This window comes from Rhizobacter sp. Root404 (assembly GCF_001425865.1).
Lineage (GTDB): Bacteria > Pseudomonadota > Gammaproteobacteria > Burkholderiales > Burkholderiaceae_C > LMDS01.
In genome coordinates this window covers 1,405,448-1,428,759 of the sequence record NZ_LMDS01000005.1, presented here as the reverse complement: position 1 = coordinate 1,428,759, position 23,312 = coordinate 1,405,448, and the positions used below count along the sequence as shown (strand labels likewise).

16 protein-coding genes and 1 riboswitch are annotated in these 23,312 nt (G+C 68.8%); of the genes, 6 read left to right on the top strand and 10 right to left on the bottom strand.

Annotation, left to right across the window (positions count from 1 at the left end; translation table 11 throughout):
• From ASC76_RS20685 to ASC76_RS20670, 4 genes are all read right to left on the bottom strand, one after another.
• A partial coding sequence (locus ASC76_RS20685) for an Ig-like domain-containing protein (protein ID WP_157615887.1) occupies window positions 1-2,970 on the bottom strand: 2,970 nt, incomplete at its 3' end.
• A gap of 163 nt (window positions 2,971-3,133) precedes the next feature.
• Window positions 3,134-4,537 carry an HlyD family type I secretion periplasmic adaptor subunit gene (locus ASC76_RS20680; RefSeq protein ID WP_082549322.1) on the bottom strand — a complete coding sequence of 468 codons (1,404 nt, stop codon included), beginning with the start codon at window positions 4,535-4,537 and terminating at the stop codon, window positions 3,134-3,136.
• Window positions 4,534-6,699, bottom strand: a complete 2,166-nt coding sequence (locus ASC76_RS20675; protein ID WP_056470810.1) for a type I secretion system permease/ATPase — start codon at window positions 6,697-6,699, stop codon at window positions 4,534-4,536. Before ASC76_RS20675 ends, ASC76_RS20680 begins: the two co-directional genes overlap by 4 nt.
• A gap of 54 nt (window positions 6,700-6,753) precedes the next feature.
• Complete coding sequence (locus ASC76_RS20670) at window positions 6,754-7,302, bottom strand: NUDIX hydrolase (protein ID WP_056470807.1); 549 nt, start codon at window positions 7,300-7,302, stop codon at window positions 6,754-6,756.
• A 134-nt stretch (window positions 7,303-7,436) separates the two neighbouring features.
• On the opposite strand from ASC76_RS20670, the gene ASC76_RS20665 reads away from it, so the two are divergent.
• Complete coding sequence (locus ASC76_RS20665; protein WP_056470804.1) at window positions 7,437-8,147, top strand: fumarylacetoacetate hydrolase family protein; 711 nt, start codon at window positions 7,437-7,439, stop codon at window positions 8,145-8,147.
• Window positions 8,148-8,149: 2 nt separating this feature from the next.
• Entirely contained in the window at window positions 8,150-8,905 is a 756-nt protein-coding gene (gene pgeF, locus ASC76_RS20660; RefSeq protein WP_235580542.1) for a peptidoglycan editing factor PgeF, read from the top strand.
• On the opposite strand, the gene ASC76_RS20655 is transcribed toward pgeF, so the two are convergent.
• Entirely contained in the window at window positions 8,825-9,100 is a 276-nt protein-coding gene (locus ASC76_RS20655; protein WP_056470799.1) for a hypothetical protein, read from the bottom strand. The two genes, pgeF and ASC76_RS20655, sit on opposite strands and share 81 nt — an antisense overlap.
• Before the next feature lie 155 nt (window positions 9,101-9,255).
• On the opposite strand from ASC76_RS20655, the gene phaC reads away from it, so the two are divergent.
• The 3 genes from phaC (at window position 9,256) to phbB (ending at window position 13,057) form a co-directional block, all read left to right on the top strand.
• Window positions 9,256-10,950, top strand: coding sequence for a class I poly(R)-hydroxyalkanoic acid synthase (gene phaC, locus ASC76_RS20650; protein WP_056470796.1), 1,695 nt, complete (start codon window positions 9,256-9,258; stop codon window positions 10,948-10,950).
• Between the two features lie 53 nt (window positions 10,951-11,003).
• Window positions 11,004-12,185 (top strand): acetyl-CoA C-acetyltransferase, encoded by a 1,182-nt coding sequence (locus ASC76_RS20645; protein ID WP_056470792.1) that lies wholly within the window; start codon window positions 11,004-11,006, stop codon window positions 12,183-12,185.
• Window positions 12,186-12,319: 134 nt separating this feature from the next.
• A complete protein-coding gene (gene phbB / locus ASC76_RS20640) occupies window positions 12,320-13,057 on the top strand; it encodes an acetoacetyl-CoA reductase (protein ID WP_056470789.1) in 738 nt (245 codons plus the stop codon).
• Here the strand turns inward: phbB and ASC76_RS20635 are convergent, their stop codons facing one another.
• The 4 genes from ASC76_RS20635 to map form a co-directional block, all read right to left on the bottom strand.
• Window positions 13,058-13,627: a TMEM165/GDT1 family protein gene (locus ASC76_RS20635; RefSeq protein WP_056470787.1), complete on the bottom strand. Its 570-nt coding sequence runs from the start codon at window positions 13,625-13,627 to the stop codon at window positions 13,058-13,060.
• A 23-nt stretch (window positions 13,628-13,650) separates the two neighbouring features.
• A riboswitch (yybP-ykoY riboswitch) is annotated at window positions 13,651-13,815 on the bottom strand.
• A gap of 23 nt (window positions 13,816-13,838) precedes the next feature.
• Window positions 13,839-14,894 (bottom strand): tRNA 2-selenouridine(34) synthase MnmH, encoded by a 1,056-nt coding sequence (mnmH, locus tag ASC76_RS20630; protein ID WP_056470784.1) that lies wholly within the window; start codon window positions 14,892-14,894, stop codon window positions 13,839-13,841.
• Between the two features lie 21 nt (window positions 14,895-14,915).
• Window positions 14,916-17,516, bottom strand: coding sequence for a [protein-PII] uridylyltransferase (locus tag ASC76_RS20625; protein WP_056470782.1), 2,601 nt, complete (start codon window positions 17,514-17,516; stop codon window positions 14,916-14,918).
• Between the two features lie 11 nt (window positions 17,517-17,527).
• Entirely contained in the window at window positions 17,528-18,349 is an 822-nt protein-coding gene (map, locus tag ASC76_RS20620; protein ID WP_056470779.1) for a type I methionyl aminopeptidase, read from the bottom strand.
• Window positions 18,350-18,445: 96 nt separating this feature from the next.
• Here map and purL point away from each other — a divergent pair, with 96 nt between their 5' ends.
• Complete coding sequence (purL, locus tag ASC76_RS20615; RefSeq protein WP_056470776.1) at window positions 18,446-22,444, top strand: phosphoribosylformylglycinamidine synthase; 3,999 nt, start codon at window positions 18,446-18,448, stop codon at window positions 22,442-22,444.
• Window positions 22,445-22,450: 6 nt separating this feature from the next.
• Here the strand turns inward: purL and ASC76_RS20610 are convergent, their stop codons facing one another.
• Window positions 22,451-23,308, bottom strand: coding sequence for a helix-turn-helix transcriptional regulator (locus ASC76_RS20610; RefSeq protein WP_082549321.1), 858 nt, complete (start codon window positions 23,306-23,308; stop codon window positions 22,451-22,453).
• Window positions 23,309-23,312: the final 4 nt, after the last annotated feature.

Genomic DNA, 23,312 nt, shown 5'->3' with positions numbered 1-23,312 from the left:
AGAGATGACCGGCGCGTCGTCGGTGCCGGTGATCGTGACGGTGACCTGCGAGGTCGTGCCATCCAGGCTCTGAACGGTGAAGACTTCGTTCGGCAGCGTCTGGCCGGCGCCGAGCGCCTGCACGGCCGGGTCGGCGTTGTTCAGCGTGTAGGTCCACACGCCGGCGGCATCGATGCTGAAGCTGCCGTGGGCACCGGCGATGCCGGTCTGCGGCTGGAAGGCGGCCTCGCCGGCGTCCGGGTCGACGACCGTGAGCGTGCCGCCCGTGGTCAGGGTCGTGTCCTCGACAGTGGCGCCGGTGGCGACGCCACCGATGACGGCGGTGTCCGCCACCGGCGTGACGTTGATCGTCAGCGTGTTCGGCGCGGTGTCGAACGCACCGGCACTGTCCTGCACGCTGAAGGTGAAGTTCGCGTACGGCGCGCCGTTGGCGTCGGCGACCGGCGTGAAGACGAGCAGGCCGGCGGCGATTGCGGCGACCGGAATCAGGGCGCCTGCAGCCACGGCCACGCCGTCAAGCAGCAGCGTGCCCGTGGCGGGCAGGGTGTCGATGCGCACGGCGGCAAACGTCTGGCCGGCGTCGCCATCGGCATAGCCGAAGTCGGCGGTCGTCACCGTGTACGAGCCGTCCTCGGCGATCGTGTGGGCGCTGTCGGCGCCGGTCGGCGGCGTGTTGCTGCCGACGTTGACGGTGACGGTGGCGGTACTGGTGCCGCCCTGGCCATCGCTGATGGTGTAGGTGATGACGACCGGGCCGGTGACGTTGGTCGCCGGCGTGAAGTTCAGCGTGCCGTCCGGGTTGACGGTGACCGTGCCCTGGGCCGGGTTGGTCAGCACCGCGGTCGTGACGGTGAGCGGATCGCCGTCCGGATCGGTGTCGTTCGGCAGCACCGGGATGTTGTTGACGGCGGTGTTGATCGGCGTCGATGCGATGTCGTTGCTCGCGACCGGTGCGTCGTTGACCGGCGTGACCGTGAGCGTCAGTGTCGCGGTGGACGTGAGTGTGCCGTCGGTGGCGGTGTAGGTCGCGACCGGCACCGGGCCGTTGTAGTCCGCGACCGGGGTGAAGGTGAAGCTGCCGTCGGGCTGGATCACCAGCGTGCCGACGCCGGGCAGCGTCGCGGTGCTGCCGGCCGGGTAGGTCGTGCCGTCGATGAGGAACTGGCTGACCTGCAACGGCGTTCCATCGACATCACTGTCGTTGACGAGCACGTTGCCGCTGATCTGCGAGTCCTCCGGCGCGCTGCCGGTATCGGCGAGCGCGACGGGCGCATCGTTGACGGGCGTCACGTTGATCGTCAACGCATTCGGCGCCGCGTCGAAGGCGCCGGCGCTGTCCTGCACGCTGAAGCTGAAGCTCGCGTACGGCAAGCCGTTCGCGTCGGCCACGGGCACGAACACGAGCTGGCCCGCGGCGATCGCGGCGACCGGGATCAGCGCGCCGGTGGCCACGGCCACGCCGTTCAGCAGCAGCGTGCCGGCGGCGGGCAGGGTGTCGATGCGGACGTTGGCGAAGGTCTGGCCGGCGTCGCCGTCGACATAGCCGAAGTCGGCGACCTGCACGGTGTACGACCCGTCTTCGGCGATCGTGTGGATGCTGTCGGCGCCGGTGGGCGCGCTGTTGGCGCCGACCGTGACGATGACGGTCGCGGTGCTGGTGCCGCCCTGGGGGTCGGTGATCGTGTAGTTGATGACGACCGGGCCGGTGACGTTCGGGGCCGGCGTGAAATTCAGCGTGCCGTCGGGGTTGACCGTGACCGTGCCCTGCGCCGGGTTGGCCGGCTTGGCGGTGGTGACGGTGAGGGGGTCGCCGTCCGGATCGGTGTCGTTCGACAGCACCGGGATGCTGGTGACCGGCGTGTTGATCGGCGTCGTGACCTGGTCGTCGATCGCCACCGGCGTGTCGTTGACCGCGCCGACCGTGATCGTCAGCGTCGAGGTGGTGGTGACGGTGCCGTCGGTCAGCGTGTACGTGACCGGCGGCACCGGGCCGTTGTAGTTGGGCGCAGGGACGAAGGTGTAGCCGCCGTCGGAGCCAACGGTCAGCGTGCCGACGCCCGGAATCGTCGCGCTCGTGCCGGCCGGGTAGGGGACGCCGTCGATCGTGTACTGGGTCAGCGTCAGCGGGTCGCCGTCGACGTCGGTGTCGTTGCCGAGGACGTTGCCGGATACCGGGGTGTCTTCGAGCGTCGAGGCGGTGTCCGGCTGCCCGATCGGCGCGTCGTTGACCGGCGCGAGATCGATCACGACGCCGCCAGGCACCGTGACGCCGCCGTCGGTGACGGTGTAGCCGAATACGCCGACCGGCGTGCCGGGCGTGTAGTCGGTGGGCGGCACGTAGGTCAGTCCGGTGAGTTCGGCCGGGGTCAGCACGCTGCCGATCGTCACGGGCGTGCCGTCCGACTTCACGAGTTCGCCGATCAGCGGCAACTGGGTCACGCGGATGACGGCGGCCTCGCTGGTCCCGGTCGGCGCGGCCAGGCCGAGGTTGACCGGCGCGCCTTCTTCGAACGCCTGGATCGTGGTGGCGTCGGCGGCAATGGCCGGCTCGGCTTCGCGCTCGGCCACGCCGATCGGCTCGATGAAGACGCGCTCGGGGGTGTCCGGGAAGGACATCGACGCCGGCGTCACCGCCTCCGTGATGCGGGCCACGCGCAGCCCGGGCAGCAGGTCGCCACTGTCGCCGCCCGTCAGGCCGGCAGCGGTCGCGTCGGTCGGTTCGGGCTGGTTCAGGCCGGTGATGACACGGTCGATCTCGGGCGCCGCCGGCGCTGCGACAGCGTGCGCGACGGGCGCGCCGTCGTCCGGGGTCAACTGCACGATGCCGTTCTGCGAGGTCAGGATGACATCGCCGCGATGCACGAGATCGCCGAGACGCAGCGCGTGCATCTTGCCATCCTTGCCCAGCAACAGGGCAGTGCCCCACAACCCGGTGATACGGCCTTGAAGAGTTTTGACGATGGTCGGCATGAGTCGGTTGAAAAGGCAAGGAAACGGATAAGCGAGCCTATTTCAGTCGACCTTCCTTATGTGCGCGCAACACGGTCACAACGTGAAGCCATTCACCTAAAGCCGGACTTCGCGCTTGCATAGCGCAAGGCGATTCGGCTTATTTCGGACACCGAATTGGGTGTCAACGCTCGCGCAGTGCGTAGGCCTTGCCCTTGAGCACCGGCTTGAGCAGGTACGACATCACGGTCTTGTGACCGGTGAGGATGTCGACCTCCGCGGTCATGCCCGGGATGATCGGCAGCTTCTCGCTGAAGTTGGCGCGCGTCGTGCGCACCCGCACGAGATAGAACGCGTTGCCCTTCTCGTCGACCACCGTGTCGGGGCTGATGTTCTCGACCGTGGCGTCCATGCCGCCGTAGATCGAAAAGTCGTAGGCGGTGAACTTCACGGTGGCCGCCTGGCCCGGGTGGATGAACGCGATGTCGCGCGGCATCACTTTGGCCTCGAGCACCAGCACGTCGTCGAGCGGCACGATCTCGACGATGTCCTTGCCGGGCTGCACCACGCCGCCCACCGTGTTGGCGAGCAGGCGCTGGACGCGTCCGCGCAACGGGCTGCGGATCTGGGATTTGTCGACCTTGTCCGTGAGGGCCACCGCGCCCTGGTTCAGCGCGTTGAGCTTGCCCATCACCTCGGCCAATTCCTTGCGGGCCTCGTTGCGGAAGGTCAGCTCGGTCTCCTGGATCTTGCGCTGCGCCTCGCCGATGGATGCCTGCACACGCGCGATCTGCGCGCCGGATTGTTCCGAATCGCCGCGCGCCTTGGAAACTGCGCCTTCCAGCCGCAAGATGTCGACCTCGGAGACGGCGCCGCTGGCGAGCAGCGGGCGGGTCTTGGTCAGCTCTTGCTGCGCGAGGTCGAGGCTGCGATCGGCCGAGGCCTTGCGCGAGCGCATCTCGCCCAGTTCCTGCTGGCGCTGCTGGAGTTGCTGCTGGTTGATCGCCAGCTGCGTGTTCAGCTCGGACAGGCGCGTCTCGTACAGGCGCCGCTCCTCTTCGACGATGCGGCGCTCGTCGGCGCTGTCGCTCGCGGGCGGTGCTTCGAATGCCGCGCCTTCGGCGAGCGCCCGCAGCCGGGCCTGTCGGGCCCGCAGCGCGAAGCCCTGCGCTGCGCTCTCGCGCACGCCGGAGGTGGCGCGCGTCTCGTCGATCTTCAGCAGGAGCTGGTCCTTCTCGACGACCTGGCCTTCTTTCACGAGGATCTCGGACACGACGCCGCCGTCGAGCGATTGCACGAGTTGCAGCTGGCGTGACGAGATCACCCGCGCATCGCCCTTGGTGATCTCGTCGACCTTGGCGAGCGCGGCCCAGATCAGCAGCAGAACGACCACGACGACGGCCGCGCGCACGATCTTCTGCGCGCGCTGCGTCTTGGCCCGCGACATCAGGTCGCCGGCCTCCAGATCGAAGCCGCGGAAGCCGGCGCCGTCGCGGTCGTCGGGGGTCGCGGCCAGGGCGTCTGCCAGGCGCTGGCGAATGCCCGCCCGGGGTGCCGGGCCCGTGGGGGGAGTGATCAATGCGCTCATGCTGCCTTCGCCACGCGTCCGCTCTGCAGTGCTTCCATGATGCGATCGCGCGGGCCGTCCGCAACGATCTTGCCGCCATCGATCACGATCACGCGGGTGACCATCGCCAGCAGCGAGGTGCGGTGCGTGACCAGCACCACGGTCTTGTCCTGCGCGAATGCGCCGAGCCGGCCGGTCATCTGCGCCTCGGTGGAGAAGTCCATCGCGCTGGTCGGCTCGTCGAGCAGCAGCATCGGCGCGTTGTGCAGGACGGCCCGAGCCACGCCGACGCTCTGGCGCTGCCCGCCAGAGAGCGATTCGCCGCGTTCGCCGACCGGCATGTCGAACCCGCGCGGATGGCGGTTGACCAGGTCGGTCATGCCGGCCACATCGGCGGCCGCGACGATCGCCGAATCGTGCGCGTAGGGCAGGCCCAGCGCGATGTTCTCGCGCAAGGTGCCGTAGAAGAGCGTCACGTCCTGGGAGACGTAGCCGCAGTTGCGGCGCACGTCGGCCGGGTCGAGCTGGCGCAGGTCGATGCCGTCGAGCAGCACCGCTCCTTCGTTCGGTTGGTACAGGCCCATGATCAGGCGCTGGATGGTCGACTTGCCCGAGCCGACGCGGCCGATCAGCGCGACCTTCTCGCCCGGTGCGATCTTGAAGCTCAGGCCTTCGAGCGCGGAATCGGTGCGTCCCGGATAGGCAAAGTGGACATTGCGGAACTCGATTCCACCGCGCAGCGTCGGCCGCTCGACGAACGACTGGCCGACCGGCCGCTCGACCGGCTTGTCCATCATCCGGTTCAGGTTCTCGAGCGCGGTGCGCGCGCCCTGGTACTGCAGCATCAGACCGATGATCTGTCCGGCCGGCGCGAGGGCCCTCGACGACAGCATGCTCGAGGCGATCAGCGCGCCCATCGTCAGCTCGCGCTGGCCGATCAGGTAGACGCCGATGATCACGATGACGACCGACACCAACTGGATCAGCGTGTTCGTGCCGTACATCGCGCCGGACGACAGCGCGCGCGTCTTGACGTTGGTCTTGGCCAGGAACAGGTTGGCCCGCTCCCAGCGCCGCTGGATCACGCTCTCGGCGCCTTGCGCCTTGATCGTCTCGATGCCGGTCAGGCTCTCGATCAGCGTGGCGTGGCGCATGGCGGAGGCGCGGTAGGTGGTCTCGGACAGCTCATGCAGGCGCTGCTGCCGGACCCAGCCGAGCGCCAGGATCAGTAACCCCGCCAGCACCACCGGCAAGGCAAGCCACGGCGAGATCCACAGCATCACCACGACGAACAGCAGCGAGAACGGCAGGTCGATCAGCGCGGTCACGGTGCTCGAGGCGATGAAGTCCCGCACCTGTTCGAAGCTGCGCAGGCTGGCCGCGAACGAGCCGACCGACTCGGCGCGATGTTCGAGGCGCATGCCGAGCACCTTTTCCATCAACGCCGCGGAGATCTGTACATCGACACGGGCGCTCGCCTCGTCGACGAAGTGGCTGCGCAGCAGGCGCATGAACAGGTCGGCGCCGAGCACCAGCACGACGCCGATCGCGAGCGCCCACAGGGTCTCGACGGCGTTGTTCGGCACCACGCGGTCGTAGACGTTCATCGAGAACATCGGGGACGCCAGCGCGAACAGGTTGATCAGCAGCGCGGCCCAGAGCACGTCCCGGTAGACGAAGCGCTGCTGGAGCAACGCGCCCCAGAACCAGTGGCGCGAGCGCGGCGTCTCGCTGCTGGCCATGCCCTCGGTCCGCTTGTCGAAGCGGAAATGCGGGCGAACGAACAGCACCACGCCGGCGTGGCGCTCGGCCAGCTCGACGCGCGGCATCAGCACGGTGCCCTGCCCGGTCTCGGGCAGCAGCACGCGGGCGTTGGTGCCGCTGTCGTCCCAGCCGAGCAGTACGCAGGCGCGGTCGCCGTGCAGCACCAGGATCGCGGGCAGCGTGGCGGCGTCGATCTGGCCAAGCGCCAGGCGCTGGAGCCGCGTCGACATGCCCGCACGCGCTGCCGCGCGTTCGGCCAGCTCCAGCGTCATGCGCCCGTCCACCAGCGGCATGCCCGCAGAGAGCGTCGCCCGCGACGCCGCCCGGCCGTGCAGGCGACAAATTTCGACCAGGCCGTCGAGCAGGGGGTCGGCGTGGATCAGGTCTTCTCGCAAGCGCGGCGAAGCAGTCGAACTCATGGACGAAAGCGGCAGTGCCGGAAAAGGAATCGGGAACGGAGAAACGAAGGAGGCTCAGGAAATGCCCGAACAGTGCAGTCCGAAGCGGCCGAGCCGCTTGTCCGCAAAATAGTGCTGCAGCGTCTCGCGCACGGTGCGGAACGCGAGCTCGTCCCACGGGATCTCGTCTTCGCGGAACAGGCGGGCTTCGATCGTCTCGGGGCCCGGGGCGAAGTCGAGGTCCAGCAGGCGCGCGCGGAAGTACATGTGCACCTGGCCGACCCGCACCACGCTGAGCACGGTGAACAGGTCCAGCATCTCGAAGTGCGCGCCGGCCTCTTCGACGGTCTCGCGGGCGGCGCCTTGTTCGAGCGTCTCGCCCAGTTCCATGAAGCCCGCAGGCAGCGTCCACATCCCGAAGCGCGGTTCGATGTTGCGGCGGCAGAGCAGCACCTGATCGCCCCAGGCCGGGACGGTGCCGACCACGTTGAGCGGGTTCTCGTAGTGAACCATGTGGCACGCCGTGCAGGTCGCGCGCTCGCGGTTGTCGTCGGCCGGCACCGTGTAGACCGTCGAGCCACCGCAGACCTTGCAGTGCTTGATGCCGTGCGGTGCGATCAACATGGGCGCGAGTGTAGCGGCGGGACCTGGGCGCTCGCGCGCCGGCGGCCGGTGAAACCCAACGCTGCATGGCATCATTCCACGATGTATGCGCCGTTGCGGCGGCGCACCGTTGGACAAACCAAGGTTTTCGTGCCATGACATTTGTTATCAATCCTGTCCCAGCCGCTGCGGTTCCGGTTCAAGGCGGAGCGGCGGGCGCACTGTTCCCGGTGCACCGCATCTACTGCGTGGGGCGCAATTACGTCGAGCACGCCATCGAGATGGGCCACAGCGGTCGCGAGGCACCGTTCTTCTTCATGAAGCCCGCCGACGCCGTGTTGCCGGTCGCCGAGGGCACGGTCGGCGCGATGCACTACCCGACGCTGACGAAGAGCCTGCACCACGAACTCGAGCTGGTCGTCGCGATCGGCAAGGGCGGGCGCGACATTCCCGCCGCGCAGGCGCTCGAGCACGTGTGGGGCTACGCGATCGGCCTGGACATGACGCGCCGCGATCTGCAGAACGACGCCAAGAAGCAGGGCCGGCCGTGGTGCATCTCCAAGGGCTTCGACGAGTCCGCACCGATTGGTCCGATCCGTCGGGCGGAGGATTGCAGCCTGACGCCCGACACCAAGATCTCGCTGCTCGTCAACGGCCAGCCGCGCCAGGCCAGCACGCTGGGCAAGCTGATCTGGAGCGTCGCCGAAATCATCGAGCACCTCTCGAAAGCCTGGGAACTGCAACCCGGCGACCTGATTTACACCGGCACGCCGGAAGGCGTCGCGGCCGTGGAGGTGGGCGACACGCTGCGCGCCAGCCTCGAAGGCGTCGGCACGCTCGAGGTCAAGCTGATCCCGGCCGCGTGACGATGCACCCCGACTGGCTGCGCCCGGCGTGGCCGGTCGATGACGTCGGCGCCGTGATGACGACGCGCCTCGGCGGCATCAGCGCCGCGCCGTTCGACAGCCTGAACCTGCGAGCCGGGACTGGTGACCAGCCGTTCGCTGTGGCCCACAACCAGCAGGTGGTCGCGCAGGCGCTCGGCGTCACGCCGGTCTGGCTCGACCAAGTGCACGGCACGGCCGTGGTCCACCTTACGGGCGCCGATGCCGATGCGCGCGCGCCCGGTCATCGAGCCGATGCGGCCGTCACCACCGAGCCGGGCATCGCCTGCGCGGTGCAGGTGGCCGACTGCCTGCCGGTGCTGTTCGCCGCGCCCGGCGGGCGGGCGGTCGGCGCCGCCCATGCGGGCTGGCGCGGCCTGGCCGCGGGCGTGCTGGAGGCGACGCTCGCGAAGGTCGCGCAGGCGGGACGGTGCGAGGCGGGCGACGTGCGGGTCTGGCTTGGCGCCTGCATCGGGCCGGCCCGGTTCGAGGTGGGGCCGGATGTGCTGGACGCGTTCGGCGCCGCCGGCGCCGGCCGCTTCGTCGCCAAGAGCGCCGGCAAGTGGCTGGCGGATCTGCCCGGTTTGGCTCGTGACCGTCTTCTCGCCGCCGGCGTTCGCGCCATCGACGGCGGCACCTGGTGCACGGTCAGCGAGCCGTCACGGTTCTTCTCGTTTCGTCGCGATCGCGTCACCGGCCGCATGGCCGCCTTGATCTGGATCAACCGACGCGTCGTTTGAGACGGCGCTCTCGGCTGCCCGCCGGGCTCGCTTGCGCGCCGGACTCAGCACCAGGTAGCCGACGATGCCGAGCGGCAGCACGCCGTACAGCAGCACCGTGAACAGCGCGCCCAGCAGCGTGCCGCGCGGGCTCGTCGCCTCGACGACAGCCACCATCAGCACGACGTAGCCCCAGGCGATGGCGATCAACACCATCGCGGCGGCCCGGCGTTATTCTGCCTGATTGTGAAATTGAATGTCATAATGCGATACAAGTAGGGATAGCCTGCGGATGTACAAACCCTGCAGACTCACGTAAAACAAGTGCACGAAGCGCTGCCCCAGACCGCCCTCGCCAGCCCAGGAGACTCATGACCACCCCCCTCGATTCTGCGGCTGCGTCCGCCACCGATCTTGCGGCCAACGCGCAAGCCCTGGGCCACACGTTCGGCGAGATCTGGAAGTCGATGTCCGGCCTGAGCATGTCAGTGCCCGCGGTGGCAGAGCTGCAAAAGGCCTATGTCGAGCAGGCGACCGAGCTCTGGAATCAGACCTTGCAGGCCAAGCCGCCCGCGCCGGCCGACCGTCGTTTCGCCGCGCCCGACTGGGTCAAGAATCCCGCCGCCGCCTACACCGCGCAGATGTACCTGCTGAATGCGCGCACGCTGATGCAGATGGCCGACAGCCTGCAAGGCGACGCGAAAACCAAGGCGCGCATCCGCTTCGCGGTCCAGCAGTGGATCGACATGGCGTCGCCCAGCAACTACCTCGCGCTCAACCCGGAGGCGCAGCGCAAGGCGCTCGAGACCAAGGGCGAGAGCATCGCCCAGGGCATCAAGCATCTGCTCGACGACGTGCGCCAGGGCCACGTCTCGCAGACCGACGAGCGCGTGTTCGAGATCGGCCGCAACGTGGCGACCACCGAAGGCGCGATCGTGTTCGAGAACGAGCTGTTCCAGCTGATCGAGTACAAGCCGCTGACCGCCAAGGTCTACGAGCGCCCGATGCTGTTCGTGCCGCCGTGCATCAACAAGTACTACATTCTCGACCTGCAGCCGGAGAATTCGCTGATCCGCTACACGGTCGAACAGGGCCATCGGGTGTTCGTCGTCAGCTGGCGCAACGCCGATGAGAGCATCAAGAACTACACCTGGGACCAGTACATCGAGGACGCGGCGATCCGCGCGATCGGGCTGACCCAGGAGATCTCCGGCAGCAAACAGATCAACACGCTCGGTTTCTGCGTGGGCGGCACCATCCTCGCAACGGCGCTGGCCGTGCTGGCGGCGCGGGGCGAGAAGCCTGCGGCCAGCATGACGCTGCTGACCACCTTCCTCGACTTCACCAGCACCGGCGTACTCGACCTGTTCATCGACGAGACGATGGTGCAGATGCGCGAGATGACGCTCGGCCCGAAGAGCCCGGGCGGCGGCAACCTGCTGAAAGGCCAGGAACTCGCGACCACGTTCAGCTTCCTGCGCCCGAACGACCTGGTGTGGAACTACGTCGTCGGCAACTACCTGAAGGGCGAGACGCCGCCGCCGTTCGACCTGCTCTACTGGAACAGCGACGGCACCAACCTGCCGGGGCCGATGTACTGCTGGTACCTGCGCAACACCTACCTCGAGAACAATCTGGTCAAGCCGGGCAAGCTGACGGTGTGCGGTGAAAAGGTCGACCTGGGCAAGATCAGCGCGCCGGCCTACATCTACGCCTCGCGCGAGGACCACATCGTGCCGTGGGAGGGCGCCTACCGCAACACCGCGGTGCTCAAGAGCCCGACCCGATTCGTGCTCGGCGCGTCCGGGCACATCGCCGGCGTGATCAACCCGCCGGCCAAGGGCAAGCGCAGCCACTGGATCGGTGCCCCTGGCGCGCTGCCGGCCGACGCGCAGACCTGGTTCGACAAGGCCACGGAACACCCGGGCAGTTGGTGGACCGACTGGGCCGGCTGGCTCAAGGGCCACGCCGGCAAGCAGGTCGCGGCGCCCAAGGCGCCCGGCAACCGCCAACATCCCGTCATCGAGGCGGCTCCCGGCCGCTACGTGAAGCAGAAGGCCGCCTGAGCGGCACCGCCTTCCCCGACCCATTTCATCATCTCAACCTCTGGAGAACTTCCATGACCACCGACATCGTCATCGTCGCCGCCGCCCGCACCGCAGTCGGCAAGTTCGGCGGCACGCTGGGCAAGACCCCCGCGCCTGAGCTCGGCGCCGCCGTCGTCCAAGACCTGCTGCGTCGCGCCAACCTGTCGGGCGACCAGATCAACGAGCTGATCTTCGGCCAAGTGCTGACGGCCGGCTCCGGCCAGAACCCGGCGCGCCAGACGGTCATCAAGGCCGGCCTGCCGCAAAGCGTTCCGGCGCTGACGATCAATGCGGTCTGCGGCTCGGGCCTGAAGGCCGTGATGCTGGCGGCGCAGGCGATCCGCGACGGCGACTCCGAGATCGTGATCGCCGGCGGCCAGGAGAGCATGAGCATGTCCCCGCACGTGCTGCCGAATTCGCGCGAAGGCATGCGCATGGGCGACTGGAAGATGGTCGACACGATGATCGTCGACGGCCTGTTCGACGTGTACAACAAGTACCACATGGGCATCACCGCCGAGAACGTCGCGAAGAAGTACGACATCTCGCGCGAGAAGCAGGACGCGCTCGCGCTCGCCTCGCAGCAGAAGGCGGCCGCGGCCCAGGAAGCCGGCAAGTTCAAGGACGAGATCGTGCCGTTCAGCATCGCGCAGAAGAAGGGCGACCCGATCGTCTTCGCGGCCGACGAGTACATCAACAAGAAGACCAGCGCCGACGCGCTGGCCGGTCTGCGCCCCGCGTTCGACAAGGCCGGCAGCGTGACCGCCGGCAACGCCTCGGGCCTGAACGACGGCGCCGCCGGCGTGGTGCTGATGACGGCCGCCAAGGCCGCGCAACTGGGACTGAAGCCGCTCGCGCGCATCGCCAGCTACGCCACCGTCGCGCTCGACCCGAGCATCATGGGCATGGGCCCGGTGCCGGCCTCGCAGAAGGCGCTGCAGCGCGCCGGCTGGAAGGCCCAGGACCTCGACCTCCTCGAGATCAACGAAGCCTTCGCGGCACAGGCCTGTGCCGTCAACAACGAGATGGGCTGGGACACGAGCAAGGTCAACGTCAACGGTGGCGCGATCGCGATCGGGCACCCGATCGGTGCGTCCGGCTGCCGCATCCTGGTGACGCTGCTGCACGAAATGCAACGCCGCGACGCCAAGAAGGGCATCGCCTCGCTGTGCATCGGGGGTGGCATGGGCGTTGCGTTGACTGTCGAGCGCTGAGCGCACGGCGAAGCATTCCGCCGGGCGCCTCGTCGCCTGCCACCACCTCACCGGCGCAGCACGCGCTGGCGCGCCGCACGCGGGCAACGGCCCCGCGTGCGGCGCCGTCATTGGAAATCACAGGGAATCACATCATGAGTCAGAAGATCGCGTACATCACCGGCGGCATGGGCGGCATCGGCACCACCATGTGCCAGCGGCTGCACCAGGACGGCTTCAAGGTCATCGCTGGCTGCGGCCCGAGCCGCGACCACGCGAAGTGGATCGGCGAGCAGGCCGCGCTCGGCTTCACGTTCTATGCGTCGGTCGGCAATGTCGGCGACTGGGATTCGACGGTCGCGGCCTTTCAGAAGGTCAAGGCCGAACATGGCGCGATCGACGTGCTGGTCAACAACGCCGGCATCACGCGCGACGGCATGTTCCGCAAGATGAGCCGTGCCGATTGGGACGCGGTAATCGAGACCAACCTGACGAGCCTGTTCAACGTGACCAAGCAGGTCATCGACGACATGGTCGACCGCGGCTGGGGCCGCATCATCAACATCAGCTCGGTCAACGGCGAGAAGGGCCAGTTCGGCCAGACCAACTACTCCGCCGCCAAGGCCGGCATGCACGGTTTCACGATGGCGCTGGCGCAGGAGGTGGCCAGCAAGGGCGTGACGGTCAACACCGTGAGCCCGGGCTACATCGCGACCGACATGGTCAAGGCGATCCGCCAGGACGTGCTCGACAAGATCATCGCCGGCATCCCGGTCAAGCGCCTGGGCACGCCGGGCGACATCGCGTCGATGGTGTCGTGGGTCGCGTCGGACGAATCCGGCTTCGCCACCGGGGCCGATTTCTCGGTCAACGGCGGCCTGCACATGGGGTAGTCAGAACAGGTGGCCGACGTTGAGCAGCGTCGCCACCCCCAGCACCAGGAAGATCGCCGCCGCGATGCCGTGGACCAGTTTCATCGGCACCTTCTTCGCCAACCGGTCGCCGACGAACACCGCCGGCACGTCGGCGATCATCATGCCGAGCGTGGTGCCTGCCACCACTGCCACCAGGTCCTGGTAGCGCGCGGCCAGCGCGACCGTCGCGATCTGCGTCTTGTCGCCCATCTCGGCGAGGAAGAACGCGATCAGCGTCGTGCCGAACACGCCGAAGCGCAGCGCGGTCGATTCATCGTCGTCGATCTTGTCGGGGATCAGCATCCAGCCGGCCATCGCGATGAACGACACGCCGATGACCCAGCGCAGGATCTGCGGGCCGAGCGCCTGCGCGATCCAGCCGCCGACCAGCCCCGCCGTGGCGTGGTTGAGCAGCGTGGCCACGAGGATGCCGAGGATGATGGGGACGGGCTTGCGGAACTTGACCGCGAGCAGCATTGCGAGCAACTGGGTCTTGTCGCCCATTTCACCGAGCGCGACGACGCCGGTCGAGACGAGGAATGCTTCCAACAGGGATTCTCCAGGACCGGTGCAGCAGACGGATGACCACACGGTCCCGCCGGTCGTGCCGGGTCCGCGCGGTCAAAGGTCTTGCCAGGCTGGATCAGCTGCCTGCGCCATGGCCGTGGCGGCCAAGTGTGTTGACGCAGGCCCTGCATCGTGGCGATGCGAGGCGGCTACTCCCCAATGACGGGTGAAGACGTGATTGTAAGGGCTCCGGTCAGCCGGCCGCGATCGCGCGCGCCGCGGCGGCTTCCAGCGAGGCCTCGCCGCCGTCCCATTCCAGATCGGCGAGCAGGGCGGTCACGCCGGCGAAGTTGCGCTTCATCGACTGGGCGTAGATCGGGTCGTAGTGCTGCACCAGCAGGTCACGCACGACAACCGGCGTGCACCCGGCGCGCGCGGCCTCCTGCCAGGCATTGACGACGTCGTGGCCGCGCGTCGCGCGCAGGGCATCCAGCCGCTCGCAGAACGCGGCCGTGTCGGTAACGAAGTGCCCGTAGTCCTCGAGCAGCAGCGCGACGCGTGCGTCGAGCGACAGGTCCAGGCGCAGGCACGGCGATGCGCGCATCCGCTCGATCAGGGCAAGCGGCACTCGCAGGTCGCCGACCTTCTTGCTCTCGCTCTCGACATACACCGGCCGCGCCGGATCGAACGTGCGCAACGCGTCCCACACCCGCGATTCGAACTGCTTCTGCCCCGGCTGCGGGCTGCCGGGCACCAGGCCCAGCACCGAGCCGCGGTGGTTGGCCAGCGCTTCCAGGTCGAGCACTTGCGCGCCCTGGGCGCGCAGCACCTGCAGCAATCGGCTCTTGCCGGCGCCGGTGCTGCCGCAGATCACCCGGTACTGCAGGCCGGCGGGCAGCACCTCGAGCGCGGCGATCACGGCGCGCCGATAGGCCTGGTAGCCGCCCTCGAGCTTGTGCACGCGAAAACCGATCTGGTCGAGCACCAGCGACAAGGAGCCGCTGCGCGAGCCGCCGCGCCAGCAGTAGACGAGCGGTCGCCAGTCCTTGGGCTTGTCGAACACCTCGCGCTCGATGTGGTCGGCGATGTTGCGCGCCACCAGCGCGGCGCCGCGCTTCTTCGCGAGCAACGGCGACTGCTGCACGTACTCGGTACCGACGACGATGCGCTGCGCATCCGTCAACGACGGCCAGTTGACCGCACCGGGCAGGCGGTCGAGCGCGAACTCGCTCTCGGAGCGCGCGTCGATCAGCGTGTCGAACTCGTCGAGCCGCGCGATCGCGTCGGCCGCGTTGATGGACAGGAGCATCGTGGGGTCGGCCTCGACCGCTCAGGACGCGAGCGCGTCCAGCAACTCGGTCTCGATCTGCAGCTGCACGCGGTTCTGCTGCAGCGCCGGCCCGTCGATCAGGAAGGTGTCTTCGACCCGCTCGCCGAGCGTCGTGATCTTCGCGAGCTGCAGGTTGATGTGGTGGCGCGCGAGCACCCTGGCGATCGAGAACAGCAGGCCGGAGCGGTCGCTCGCCGAGACGCCGAGCAGCCAGCGCTGCGCGCGCTCGTCCGGCCGCAGCGTGATGCGCGGCGTGATCGGGAACGACTTGACGCGCCGCGAGATTCGTCCGCGCCCCGGCTCGGGTAGCGGCCCGGTCTCGGCGAGCGCATGCGTCAGCTGGTTCTCGACGAACAGGATCAGGTCGCGGTAGTGGGTCTCGTAGCTCGAGCCGCTGATCTGGAAGGTGTCGAGCGCATAGCCGATGCGCGTGGTGTGGACCTTGGCGTCGAGGATGTTGAAGCCCGCGCCATCGAAGTAGCCGCAGATCCGCGCGAACAGGTCCTGCTGGTCGCGCGCGTAGACGAGCACCTGCAGGCCCTCGCCGAGCGGCGAGACGCGCGCCCGCACGACCGGCGTGGGCGTCTGCACGTGGCCGATCAGCGAGCGCGTGTGCCAGGCGATGTCGGCCGCATCGTGGCGCGCGAAGTAGCTCAAGTCCAGCGTGTTCCAAAGTTCATGCTGCACGCCCGGCGCGAACGACGCGAGGTTCAGCATCTGGCGCGCCTCGAGCTTGCGCGCCTCGACCTCGGCGTCCATGTTCGGCCGCGCGCCGCCGAGCGCGCGCAGCGTCAGGCGGTACAGGTCCTCGAGCAGCTTGCCCTTCCACGCGTTCCAGACCTTCGGGCTGGTGCCGCGGATGTCGGCCACGGTCAGCAGGTACAGCGCGGTCAGCGTGCGCTCGTCGTGCACGAGCTTGGCGAACGCCTCGATCACGTCCGGGTCGGAGAGGTCTTCCTTCTGAGCGATGCGCGACATCGTCAGGTGCGCCTCGACCAGGAACTCGATCAGCGCGGCGTCCTCGCCGACGACGCCATGGTCCTTGCAGAAGCGGCGCGCCTCGACGGCGCCGAGCTCCGAGTGATCGCCGCCGCGGCCCTTGGCCACGTCATGGAACAGCGCGGCGATGTACAGCACCCAGGGCCGGTCGAAGCTCGACGCGAGCTGCGAGCAGAACGGGTACTCGTGCGCATGCTCCGGGATGAAGAAGCGCCGCACGTTGCGCACCACCATGATGATGTGCTGGTCGACCGTGTAGACGTGGAACAGGTCGTGCTGCATCTGCCCGACGATGCGGCGGAACACCCACAGGTAGCGGCCCAGCACGCTGGTCTGGTTCATAAGCCGGAACACGTGGGTCTGGCCGCCGGACCACTTCAGGATCTTCATGAAGGTGGCGCGGTTCACCGGGTCGTGGCGGAACTTCGCATCCATCAGGTCGCGCGCGTTGTAAAGCGCCCGCAGCGTGCGCGCCGACAGGCCCTTCGGCCCGACCGTCTGCTGGTAGACCAGGAAGGTCTCGAGGATCGCATGCGGGTCGCGCTGGTAGAGGTCGTCGCTCGCCACCTCTAGCATGCCGCCGCGTTCCAGGAACTTGGCGTTGATCGGGCGCATCGGGGCGTCCTGCGAACCCTCGATCCGCTCCTCGATGTTGAGCATCAGGATCTGGTTCAGCTGGGTGACCGCCTTCGCCGCCCAGTAGTAGCGCTTCATCAGCACCTCGGACGCGCGCTGGCCGTGCGTGCCGTGGTAGCCGAAGCTCTCGGCGACGGCGGTCTGCAGGTCGAACACCAGCCGGTCCTCGCGGCGGCCGGCGATCGCGTGCAGGCGCGCGCGGATCAGCTTCAGCAGCCCCTCGTTGCGGTTCAGCTGCTTGACTTCGAACGGCGTGATCAGGCCCTTCGCGGCCAGCGCCGCCCAGGTCTTGCCCAGACCCGCGGCGCGCGCGACCCAGATCACCACCTGCAGGTCGCGCAGGCCACCCGGGCTCTCCTTGCAGTTCGGTTCGAGTGCGTAGGGCGTGTCTTCGTACTTGCGGTGGCGCTGCACCATCTCGAGCGCCTTCGCGCGCAGGAACGCCTTCGGGTCCATCGCCTGGGTGTTGGCGACGCGGAAGCTGTTGAACACGCGCCGCGAGCCGCACAGGTAGCGCGATTCGAGCAGCGCGGTCTGGACGGTCACGTCGCTCTTCGCCATCGCGATGCACTCGCTGACCGAGCGCACGCTGGAGCCGATCTCCAGGCCGATGTCCCAGCAGGCGGTGATGAATGCCTCGATCGAGGTCTTCAGCGCATCGCCGGTGGCCGTCGGCGGCAGCAGTATCAGCACGTCCACATCCGACTGCGGGAACAGTTCGCCGCGACCGTAGCCGCCGACGGCCAGAAGCGCGGTGCCCGACGGCATCGCGGCGTGCTCCCACAACGCCACCAAGGTCTCGTCGACATGCTTGCTGAGCGCGCGCAGCAAGGTCGCCGCCGCCGGGGCGGAGGGACGTGCCTCCAGGAAGTGCGCCAGCAGCGTCGCCTTGCCGTCGCGAAAGCGCGTGCGCAGGTCGGTGACGCTCGTGGCCGTCGGCGGCGGCGCGTCCAGCACAGCGGCCATCGGCGCGATCCTCAGGCTGTCGCTGCGGCTGCGGCGGTCACGAAGGCCGGCGGCGGCGGGCTGCCGGCCGACAGCGTCATCACCTCGTAGCCGGTCTCGGTGACCAGCACCGTGTGTTCCCACTGGGCGGACAGCGAGCGGTCCTTGGTGACGATGGTCCAGCCGTCGCCCATCTCGCGGATCTCGCGGCGGCCGGCGTTGATCATCGGCTCGATCGTGAACATCATCCCCGGCACCAGCTCCTCGAGCGTGCCGGGGCGGCCGTAGTGCAGCACCTGCGGGTCTTCGTGGAACTTCTGGCCGATGCCGTGGCCGCAGAACTCGCGCACCACCGAGAAACCGCTGTTCTCGGCGAAGGTCTGGATCGTGTGGCCGATGTCGCCCAGGCGCACGCCCGGCTTGACCTTCACGATGCCCTTCCACATGGCCTCGTAGGTGATGGCGCACAGGCGCTTGGCCGCGATCGAGCCTTCCCCGACCACGAACATCCGGCTCGTGTCGCCGTGCCAGCCGTCCTTGATGACGGTCACGTCGATGTTGACGATGTCGCCGTTCTTCAGCGGCCGGTCGTTCGGAATGCCGTGGCAGACCTGCTGGTTGATCGACGTGCAGATCGACTTGGGGTAGGGCGTGTACCCCGGCGGCGCGTAGTTCAGCGGCGCGGGAACGGCCTGCTGCACGTTCACGATGTGGTCGTGCGCGAGCCGGTCGAGCTGTTCGGTGGAAACGCCCGGCTTCACATGCGGCGTGAGCATGTCCAGCACTTCGGAGGCGAGGCGGCCGGCGATGCGCATCGCTTCGACGTCCGCAGCAGTCTTGATCGTGATCGTCATGGGGCGGCATTATCCACCGCGGCCGTAAAATCGCGGGTTTCCACCGGGGCGACCCCGAGAGCGCCCTGGCCATGACTCCATCAGCGAGCCCGCCGCGTGACTTCCACCCCCAAGCACCTGTCTCACTTCGAGGGCGGCAATGCGCTGTCCAGCTTCCGCGCCGCGGCGCTGCTGCCGCGGCTGCAAGCCATCAACGCCCGGATCAGTGGCGTGGCCGCGCGGCACGTGCACTGGGTCTGGAGCGACACGGAACTGGCGCGCGACGCGCACGACAAGCTCGCCGGCCTGCTGCGCTACGGTGACGCCTACGCCGGCCCGACGGACGGCACGCTCATCGTCGTTGCCCCGCGCCTGGGCACCGTGTCGCCCTGGGCCTCGAAGGCGACCGACATCGCACACAACTGCGGCGCCGCGATTCGCCGGGTCGAGCGGGTCACCGAATACCGCCTGACGCTGAAGAGCGGCCTGCTGGGCGGCGTGAAGACCCTCGGCGCGGACGAACTCCAGGCCGCGGCGGCGCTGCTGCACGACCGCATGACCGAAAGCGTGCTGCTGGCGCGCGAGGACGCGGTCCACCTGTTCGACGAGCAACCGGCGATTCCGATGGCGCATGTCGACGTTCTGGCGCAAGGACGCGATGCGCTGGCCAGTGCGAACGTCGACTTCGGCCTGGCGCTGTCGGATGACGAGATCGACTACCTCGTCGCCGCGTTCAGCGGGCTGAAGCGCAACCCGACCGACGTCGAGCTGATGATGTTCGCGCAGGCCAACAGCGAGCACTGCCGCCACAAGATCTTCAACGCCCAGTTCGTGATCGACGGCGTGCCGCAGCAGCGCTCGATGTTCCAGATGATCCGCAACACCGAGGCGCTGAACCCGCAGCACACGGTGGTCGCGTACAGCGACAACGCGTCGGTGATGGAAGGCGGCACGATCGAGCGCTGGCTGCCGCAGGGCTACACCAATGCGCCGGTGTACAGCGCGCGGACCGAGCCGGTCCACGTGCTGATGAAGGTCGAGACCCACAACCACCCGACGGCGATCTCGCCGTTCCCGGGGGCCTCGACCGGCGCCGGCGGGGAGATCCGCGACGAGGGTGCGACCGGCCGTGGCTCGAAGCCCAAGGCGGGCATCACGGGGTTCAGCGTGTCCAACCTGCACCTGCCCGGAACGAACGAGCCGTGGGAGCAGAACCCTTACGGCAAGCCCGAGCACATTGCCAGCCCGCTGCAGATCATGATCGACGGCCCGCTCGGGGGTGCCGCGTTCAACAACGAGTTCGGCCGGCCGAACCTGGGCGGCTACTTCCGCGTGTTCGAGCAGGACGTGGCCGGCCAGCGTCGCGGTTATCACAAGCCGATCATGATCGCCGGCGGGCTCGGCTCGATCGCCGCGTCGCAGACGAAGAAGATCGCGTTCCCGCCCGGCACGCTGCTGATCCAGCTCGGCGGGCCCGGCATGCGCATCGGCATGGGCGGCGGCGCGGCGAGCTCGATGGCGGCCGGCGCGAACGCGGCGGCGCTCGATTTCGACTCGGTGCAGCGCGGCAACCCCGAGATCGAACGCCGCGCGCAGGAGGTCATCAACCACTGCTGGGCGCTCGGTGACAGCAACCCGATCCTGGCGATCCATGACGTGGGCGCGGGCGGCATCTCGAACGCGTTCCCCGAGCTCGTCGACGGCGCCGGCATGGGCGCGCGCTTCGACCTGCGCCAGGTGCCGCTGGAGGAGACCGGACTCGCGCCCAAGGAGATCTGGTGCAACGAGAGCCAGGAGCGCTACGTGATGGCGGTCGCGCCCGAGGCGCTGCCGATCTTCCGCGCGATGGCGGAGCGCGAGCGTTGCCCGTTCGCGGTCGTCGGCGTGACGACGGCCGAGAAGGAGCTGATCCTCGAAGACGGCCCCGGCGGCGAGCGCTCGATCGCGATGCCGATGGAGGTGCTGCTCGGCAAGCCGCCGAAGATGGTGCGCGATGTGCAGCGGGTGGAACGCGAATCGCCGCGGCTGGACCTGAACGACGTGGTGCTGGAGAAGGTCGCGTTCGACGTGCTTCGGCACCCGACGGTGGCCAGCAAGCGCTTCCTGATCACGATCGGCGACCGCACGGTCGGCGGTCTGAACAGCCGCGATCCGATGGTCGGGCCGTGGCAGGTGCCGGTCGCCGATTGCGCCGTCACGCTGGCCGATTTCAGCGGCTTCCGGGGCGAGGCGATGGCGATGGGCGAACGCACGCCGCTCGCGTCGCTCGACGCGCCGGCCTCCGGCCGGATGGCGGTCGGCGAGGCGATCACGAACCTGCTGGCGGCGCCGATCGAGCTGGCGCGCGTCAAGCTCAGCTGCAACTGGATGGCGGCCTGCGGCGAGCCGGGCGAGGACGCCGCGCTGTACGACACCGTGACGGCCGTGGGCATGGAGCTGTGCCCGGCGCTCGGCATCAGCGTGCCGGTCGGCAAGGATTCGCTGTCGATGCGCACGCGCTGGTCGGCTGACGGCGCGGCCAGGCAGGTCACCGCGCCGGTCAGCCTGATCGTCACCGCGTTCGCGACGCTGGCCGACGTGCGCCCGACGCTGTCGCCGCAGCTGCAGCCCGGCGACACGACGCTGATCCTGATCGATCTCGGGCAAGGCAGGAACCGCATGGCCGGCTCGATGCTGGCGCAGGTGCTCGGTCAGTTCGGCTCGCGCGCCGCGGACGGCGTGCCCGATCTCGACGATCCGGCGCAGCTGAAGGCGCTGGTCGCCGCGATCAACGCGTTGCGCGCGCAGGGCCGCCTGCTCGCCTACCACGATCGCAGCGATGGCGGCCTGTGGGCGGCTGCGTGCGAGATGGCTTTTGCCGGCCACCTGGGCGTGAGTCTGAACGTGGACATGCTGGTCACCGAGGGCGACGGCATCACCGACAGCCGCGCCGAGTACGGCGATTCGAAGAACTGGGCGACGCAGGTCGGCGCGCGCCGCAACGAGCTCACCTTGCGCGCGCTGTTCAGCGAGGAACTCGGCGCCGTGATCCAGGTGCCGACGGCGGTGCGCAACGAGGTGATGCAACTGCTGCGCGAGCACGGCCTCAGCAAGCACAGCCACTTCATCGGCAAGCCGAACGACCGCGGCGTGATGGAGGTCTGGCGCGACGCCAAGGCCGTGTTCAGCGCGCCGCTGCGCGACCTGCACCAGACCTGGGACGACGTCTCCTGGCGCATCGCGAAGCTGCGCGACAACCCGGCCGGCGCGGATGCGGAGCACGAAGCGGCGGGGCGGGTCGACGACCCGGGGCTGCACGTGTCGCTGAGCTTCGATGCGGCCATCGACGTGGCCGCACCGTTCATCGGCAAGGCGCGGCCCAAGCTGGCGATCCTGCGCGAGCAGGGCGTCAACAGCCACCTCGAGATGAGCTACGCAATGGACCGCGCCGCCTTCGAGACCTACGACGTGCACATGAGCGACCTCCAGGCCGGCCGCGCGCGTCTCGACCAGTTCCAGGGCTTCGTCGCGTGCGGCGGCTTCAGCTACGGCGACACGCTGGGCGCGGGCGAGGGCTGGGCGCGCTCGGTGATGTTCAACCCGGCGCTGGCCGAGCAGTTCGCCGCGTTCTTCAACCGCCCCGACACCTTCGCGCTCGGCGTGTGCAACGGCTGCCAGATGATGGCGGCGCTCGCGCCGATCATCCCCGGCGCGAGTGCGTGGCCGAAGTTCACGCGCAACCGCAGCGAGCAGTTCGAGGCGCGGCTCAGCCTGGTCGAGGTGCTCGACAGCCCGTCGATCTTCTTCACCGACATGGCCGGCAGCCGGCTGCCGGTGGCGGTGGCGCACGGCGAAGGCTTCGCCGATTTCTCGCAGCGCGGCGACGCGGAGTCGGTGCACCGCGCGATGCGCTTCGTCGACCATTTCGGCGCAGCGACCGAAGCCTACCCGTTCAACCCGAACGGCAGCCCGGACGGCCTGACCGCGGTCACCACCGCCGACGGCCGCTTCACCGCGCTGATGCCGCACGCGGAGCGCGTGTTCCGCAACGTACAGATGAGCTGGACTTCGGGCGAGCGCGACGCCCCGAGCCCGTGGACGCGGATGTTCGCGAACGCGCGGGTCTGGGTCGGCTAGGCCGACCTAGCGCCGGGCTGCCGCCGCGGCACGCAGCGCCTCGGCGGTGGCCGCGTCGGCTGGGAAGAAGGTCTCCAACGCGAGTTCCGACAGCGTGATCTCCACCGGCGTGCCGAACACCGTCATCGTGCTGATCAGCGACAGGATGCCCAGCGGGGTGTCGAGGACGAGCGGGACGACGATCGACGCGTGGGGCGTGAAGGCGGCCGCGCCGTCGTGCGCGGGCACGGGGTAGCCGGCGAGTTCGTCGGCGAGCGCGGCGAGTGTCGCGTCGGCGGTCACGGCGATCTGGTGATGCAGGCGCTCGAACAGGTGCGCGCGCCACTGCGCCAGGTTGAGAATGCGCGGGGCCAGGCCGTCGGGATGGAGGCTGACGCGCAGCACATTGACCGGCGGCGCCAGGAGTTCGGGGGCGACCCCCATCGTGAGCAGCGCGCCGGACGCTGCGTTGTGCGCGATCAGGTTCCAGTGCCGGTCGACCGCGAGCGCAGGGAAGGGCTCGTGCGCCTCCAGGATCTGCTCGACCGCGGCGCGTGCGGCCGAGAGCGCCGGGTCGTCCAGCCCGCGTTCCGCGTACATCGGCGCGAACCCTGCCGCCGTCAACAGCCGGTTGCGTTCGCGCAGCGGCACGTCGAGCCGGTCGGCCAGGCGCAGCACCATCTCCCGGCTCGGCATCGCGCGGCCGGTTTCCACGCAACTCAGATGCCGCGTCGAGACCTCGGCATCGACCGAGAGGTCGAGCTGGCTCAGGCGGCGGCGCTGACGCCATTCGCGCAGTTGCGTGCCGACGGGCGGCGTGGCAGAGGGGCTCATGTCGGGACGATAGCGCAGCATCGGCGCGACCCGCATGACCTGCAGGGTCATGGAC

Bases quoted from the DNA above. Each gene is read 5' to 3' on its own strand.
- ASC76_RS20675 (WP_056470810.1), bottom strand. From the start codon at position 6,699: ATGAGTTCGACTGCTTCGCCGCGCTTGCGAGAAGACCTGATCCACGCC.
- pgeF (WP_235580542.1), top strand. From the start codon at position 8,150: ATGCACCCCGACTGGCTGCGCCCGGCGTGGCCGGTCGATGACGTCGGC.
- ASC76_RS20655 (WP_056470799.1), bottom strand. From the start codon at position 9,100: ATGGTGTTGATCGCCATCGCCTGGGGCTACGTCGTGCTGATGGTGGCT.
- ASC76_RS20665 (WP_056470804.1), top strand. From the start codon at position 7,437: ATGACATTTGTTATCAATCCTGTCCCAGCCGCTGCGGTTCCGGTTCAA.
- phaC (WP_056470796.1), top strand. From the start codon at position 9,256: ATGACCACCCCCCTCGATTCTGCGGCTGCGTCCGCCACCGATCTTGCG.
- phbB (WP_056470789.1), top strand. From the start codon at position 12,320: ATGAGTCAGAAGATCGCGTACATCACCGGCGGCATGGGCGGCATCGGC.
- ASC76_RS20645 (WP_056470792.1), top strand. From the start codon at position 11,004: ATGACCACCGACATCGTCATCGTCGCCGCCGCCCGCACCGCAGTCGGC.
- ASC76_RS20625 (WP_056470782.1), bottom strand. From the start codon at position 17,516: ATGGCCGCTGTGCTGGACGCGCCGCCGCCGACGGCCACGAGCGTCACC.
- ASC76_RS20680 (WP_082549322.1), bottom strand. From the start codon at position 4,537: ATGAGCGCATTGATCACTCCCCCCACGGGCCCGGCACCCCGGGCGGGC.
- map (WP_056470779.1), bottom strand. From the start codon at position 18,349: ATGACGATCACGATCAAGACTGCTGCGGACGTCGAAGCGATGCGCATC.
- mnmH (WP_056470784.1), bottom strand. From the start codon at position 14,894: ATGCTCCTGTCCATCAACGCGGCCGACGCGATCGCGCGGCTCGACGAG.
- ASC76_RS20670 (WP_056470807.1), bottom strand. From the start codon at position 7,302: ATGTTGATCGCACCGCACGGCATCAAGCACTGCAAGGTCTGCGGTGGC.
- ASC76_RS20610 (WP_082549321.1), bottom strand. From the start codon at position 23,308: ATGACCCTGCAGGTCATGCGGGTCGCGCCGATGCTGCGCTATCGTCCC.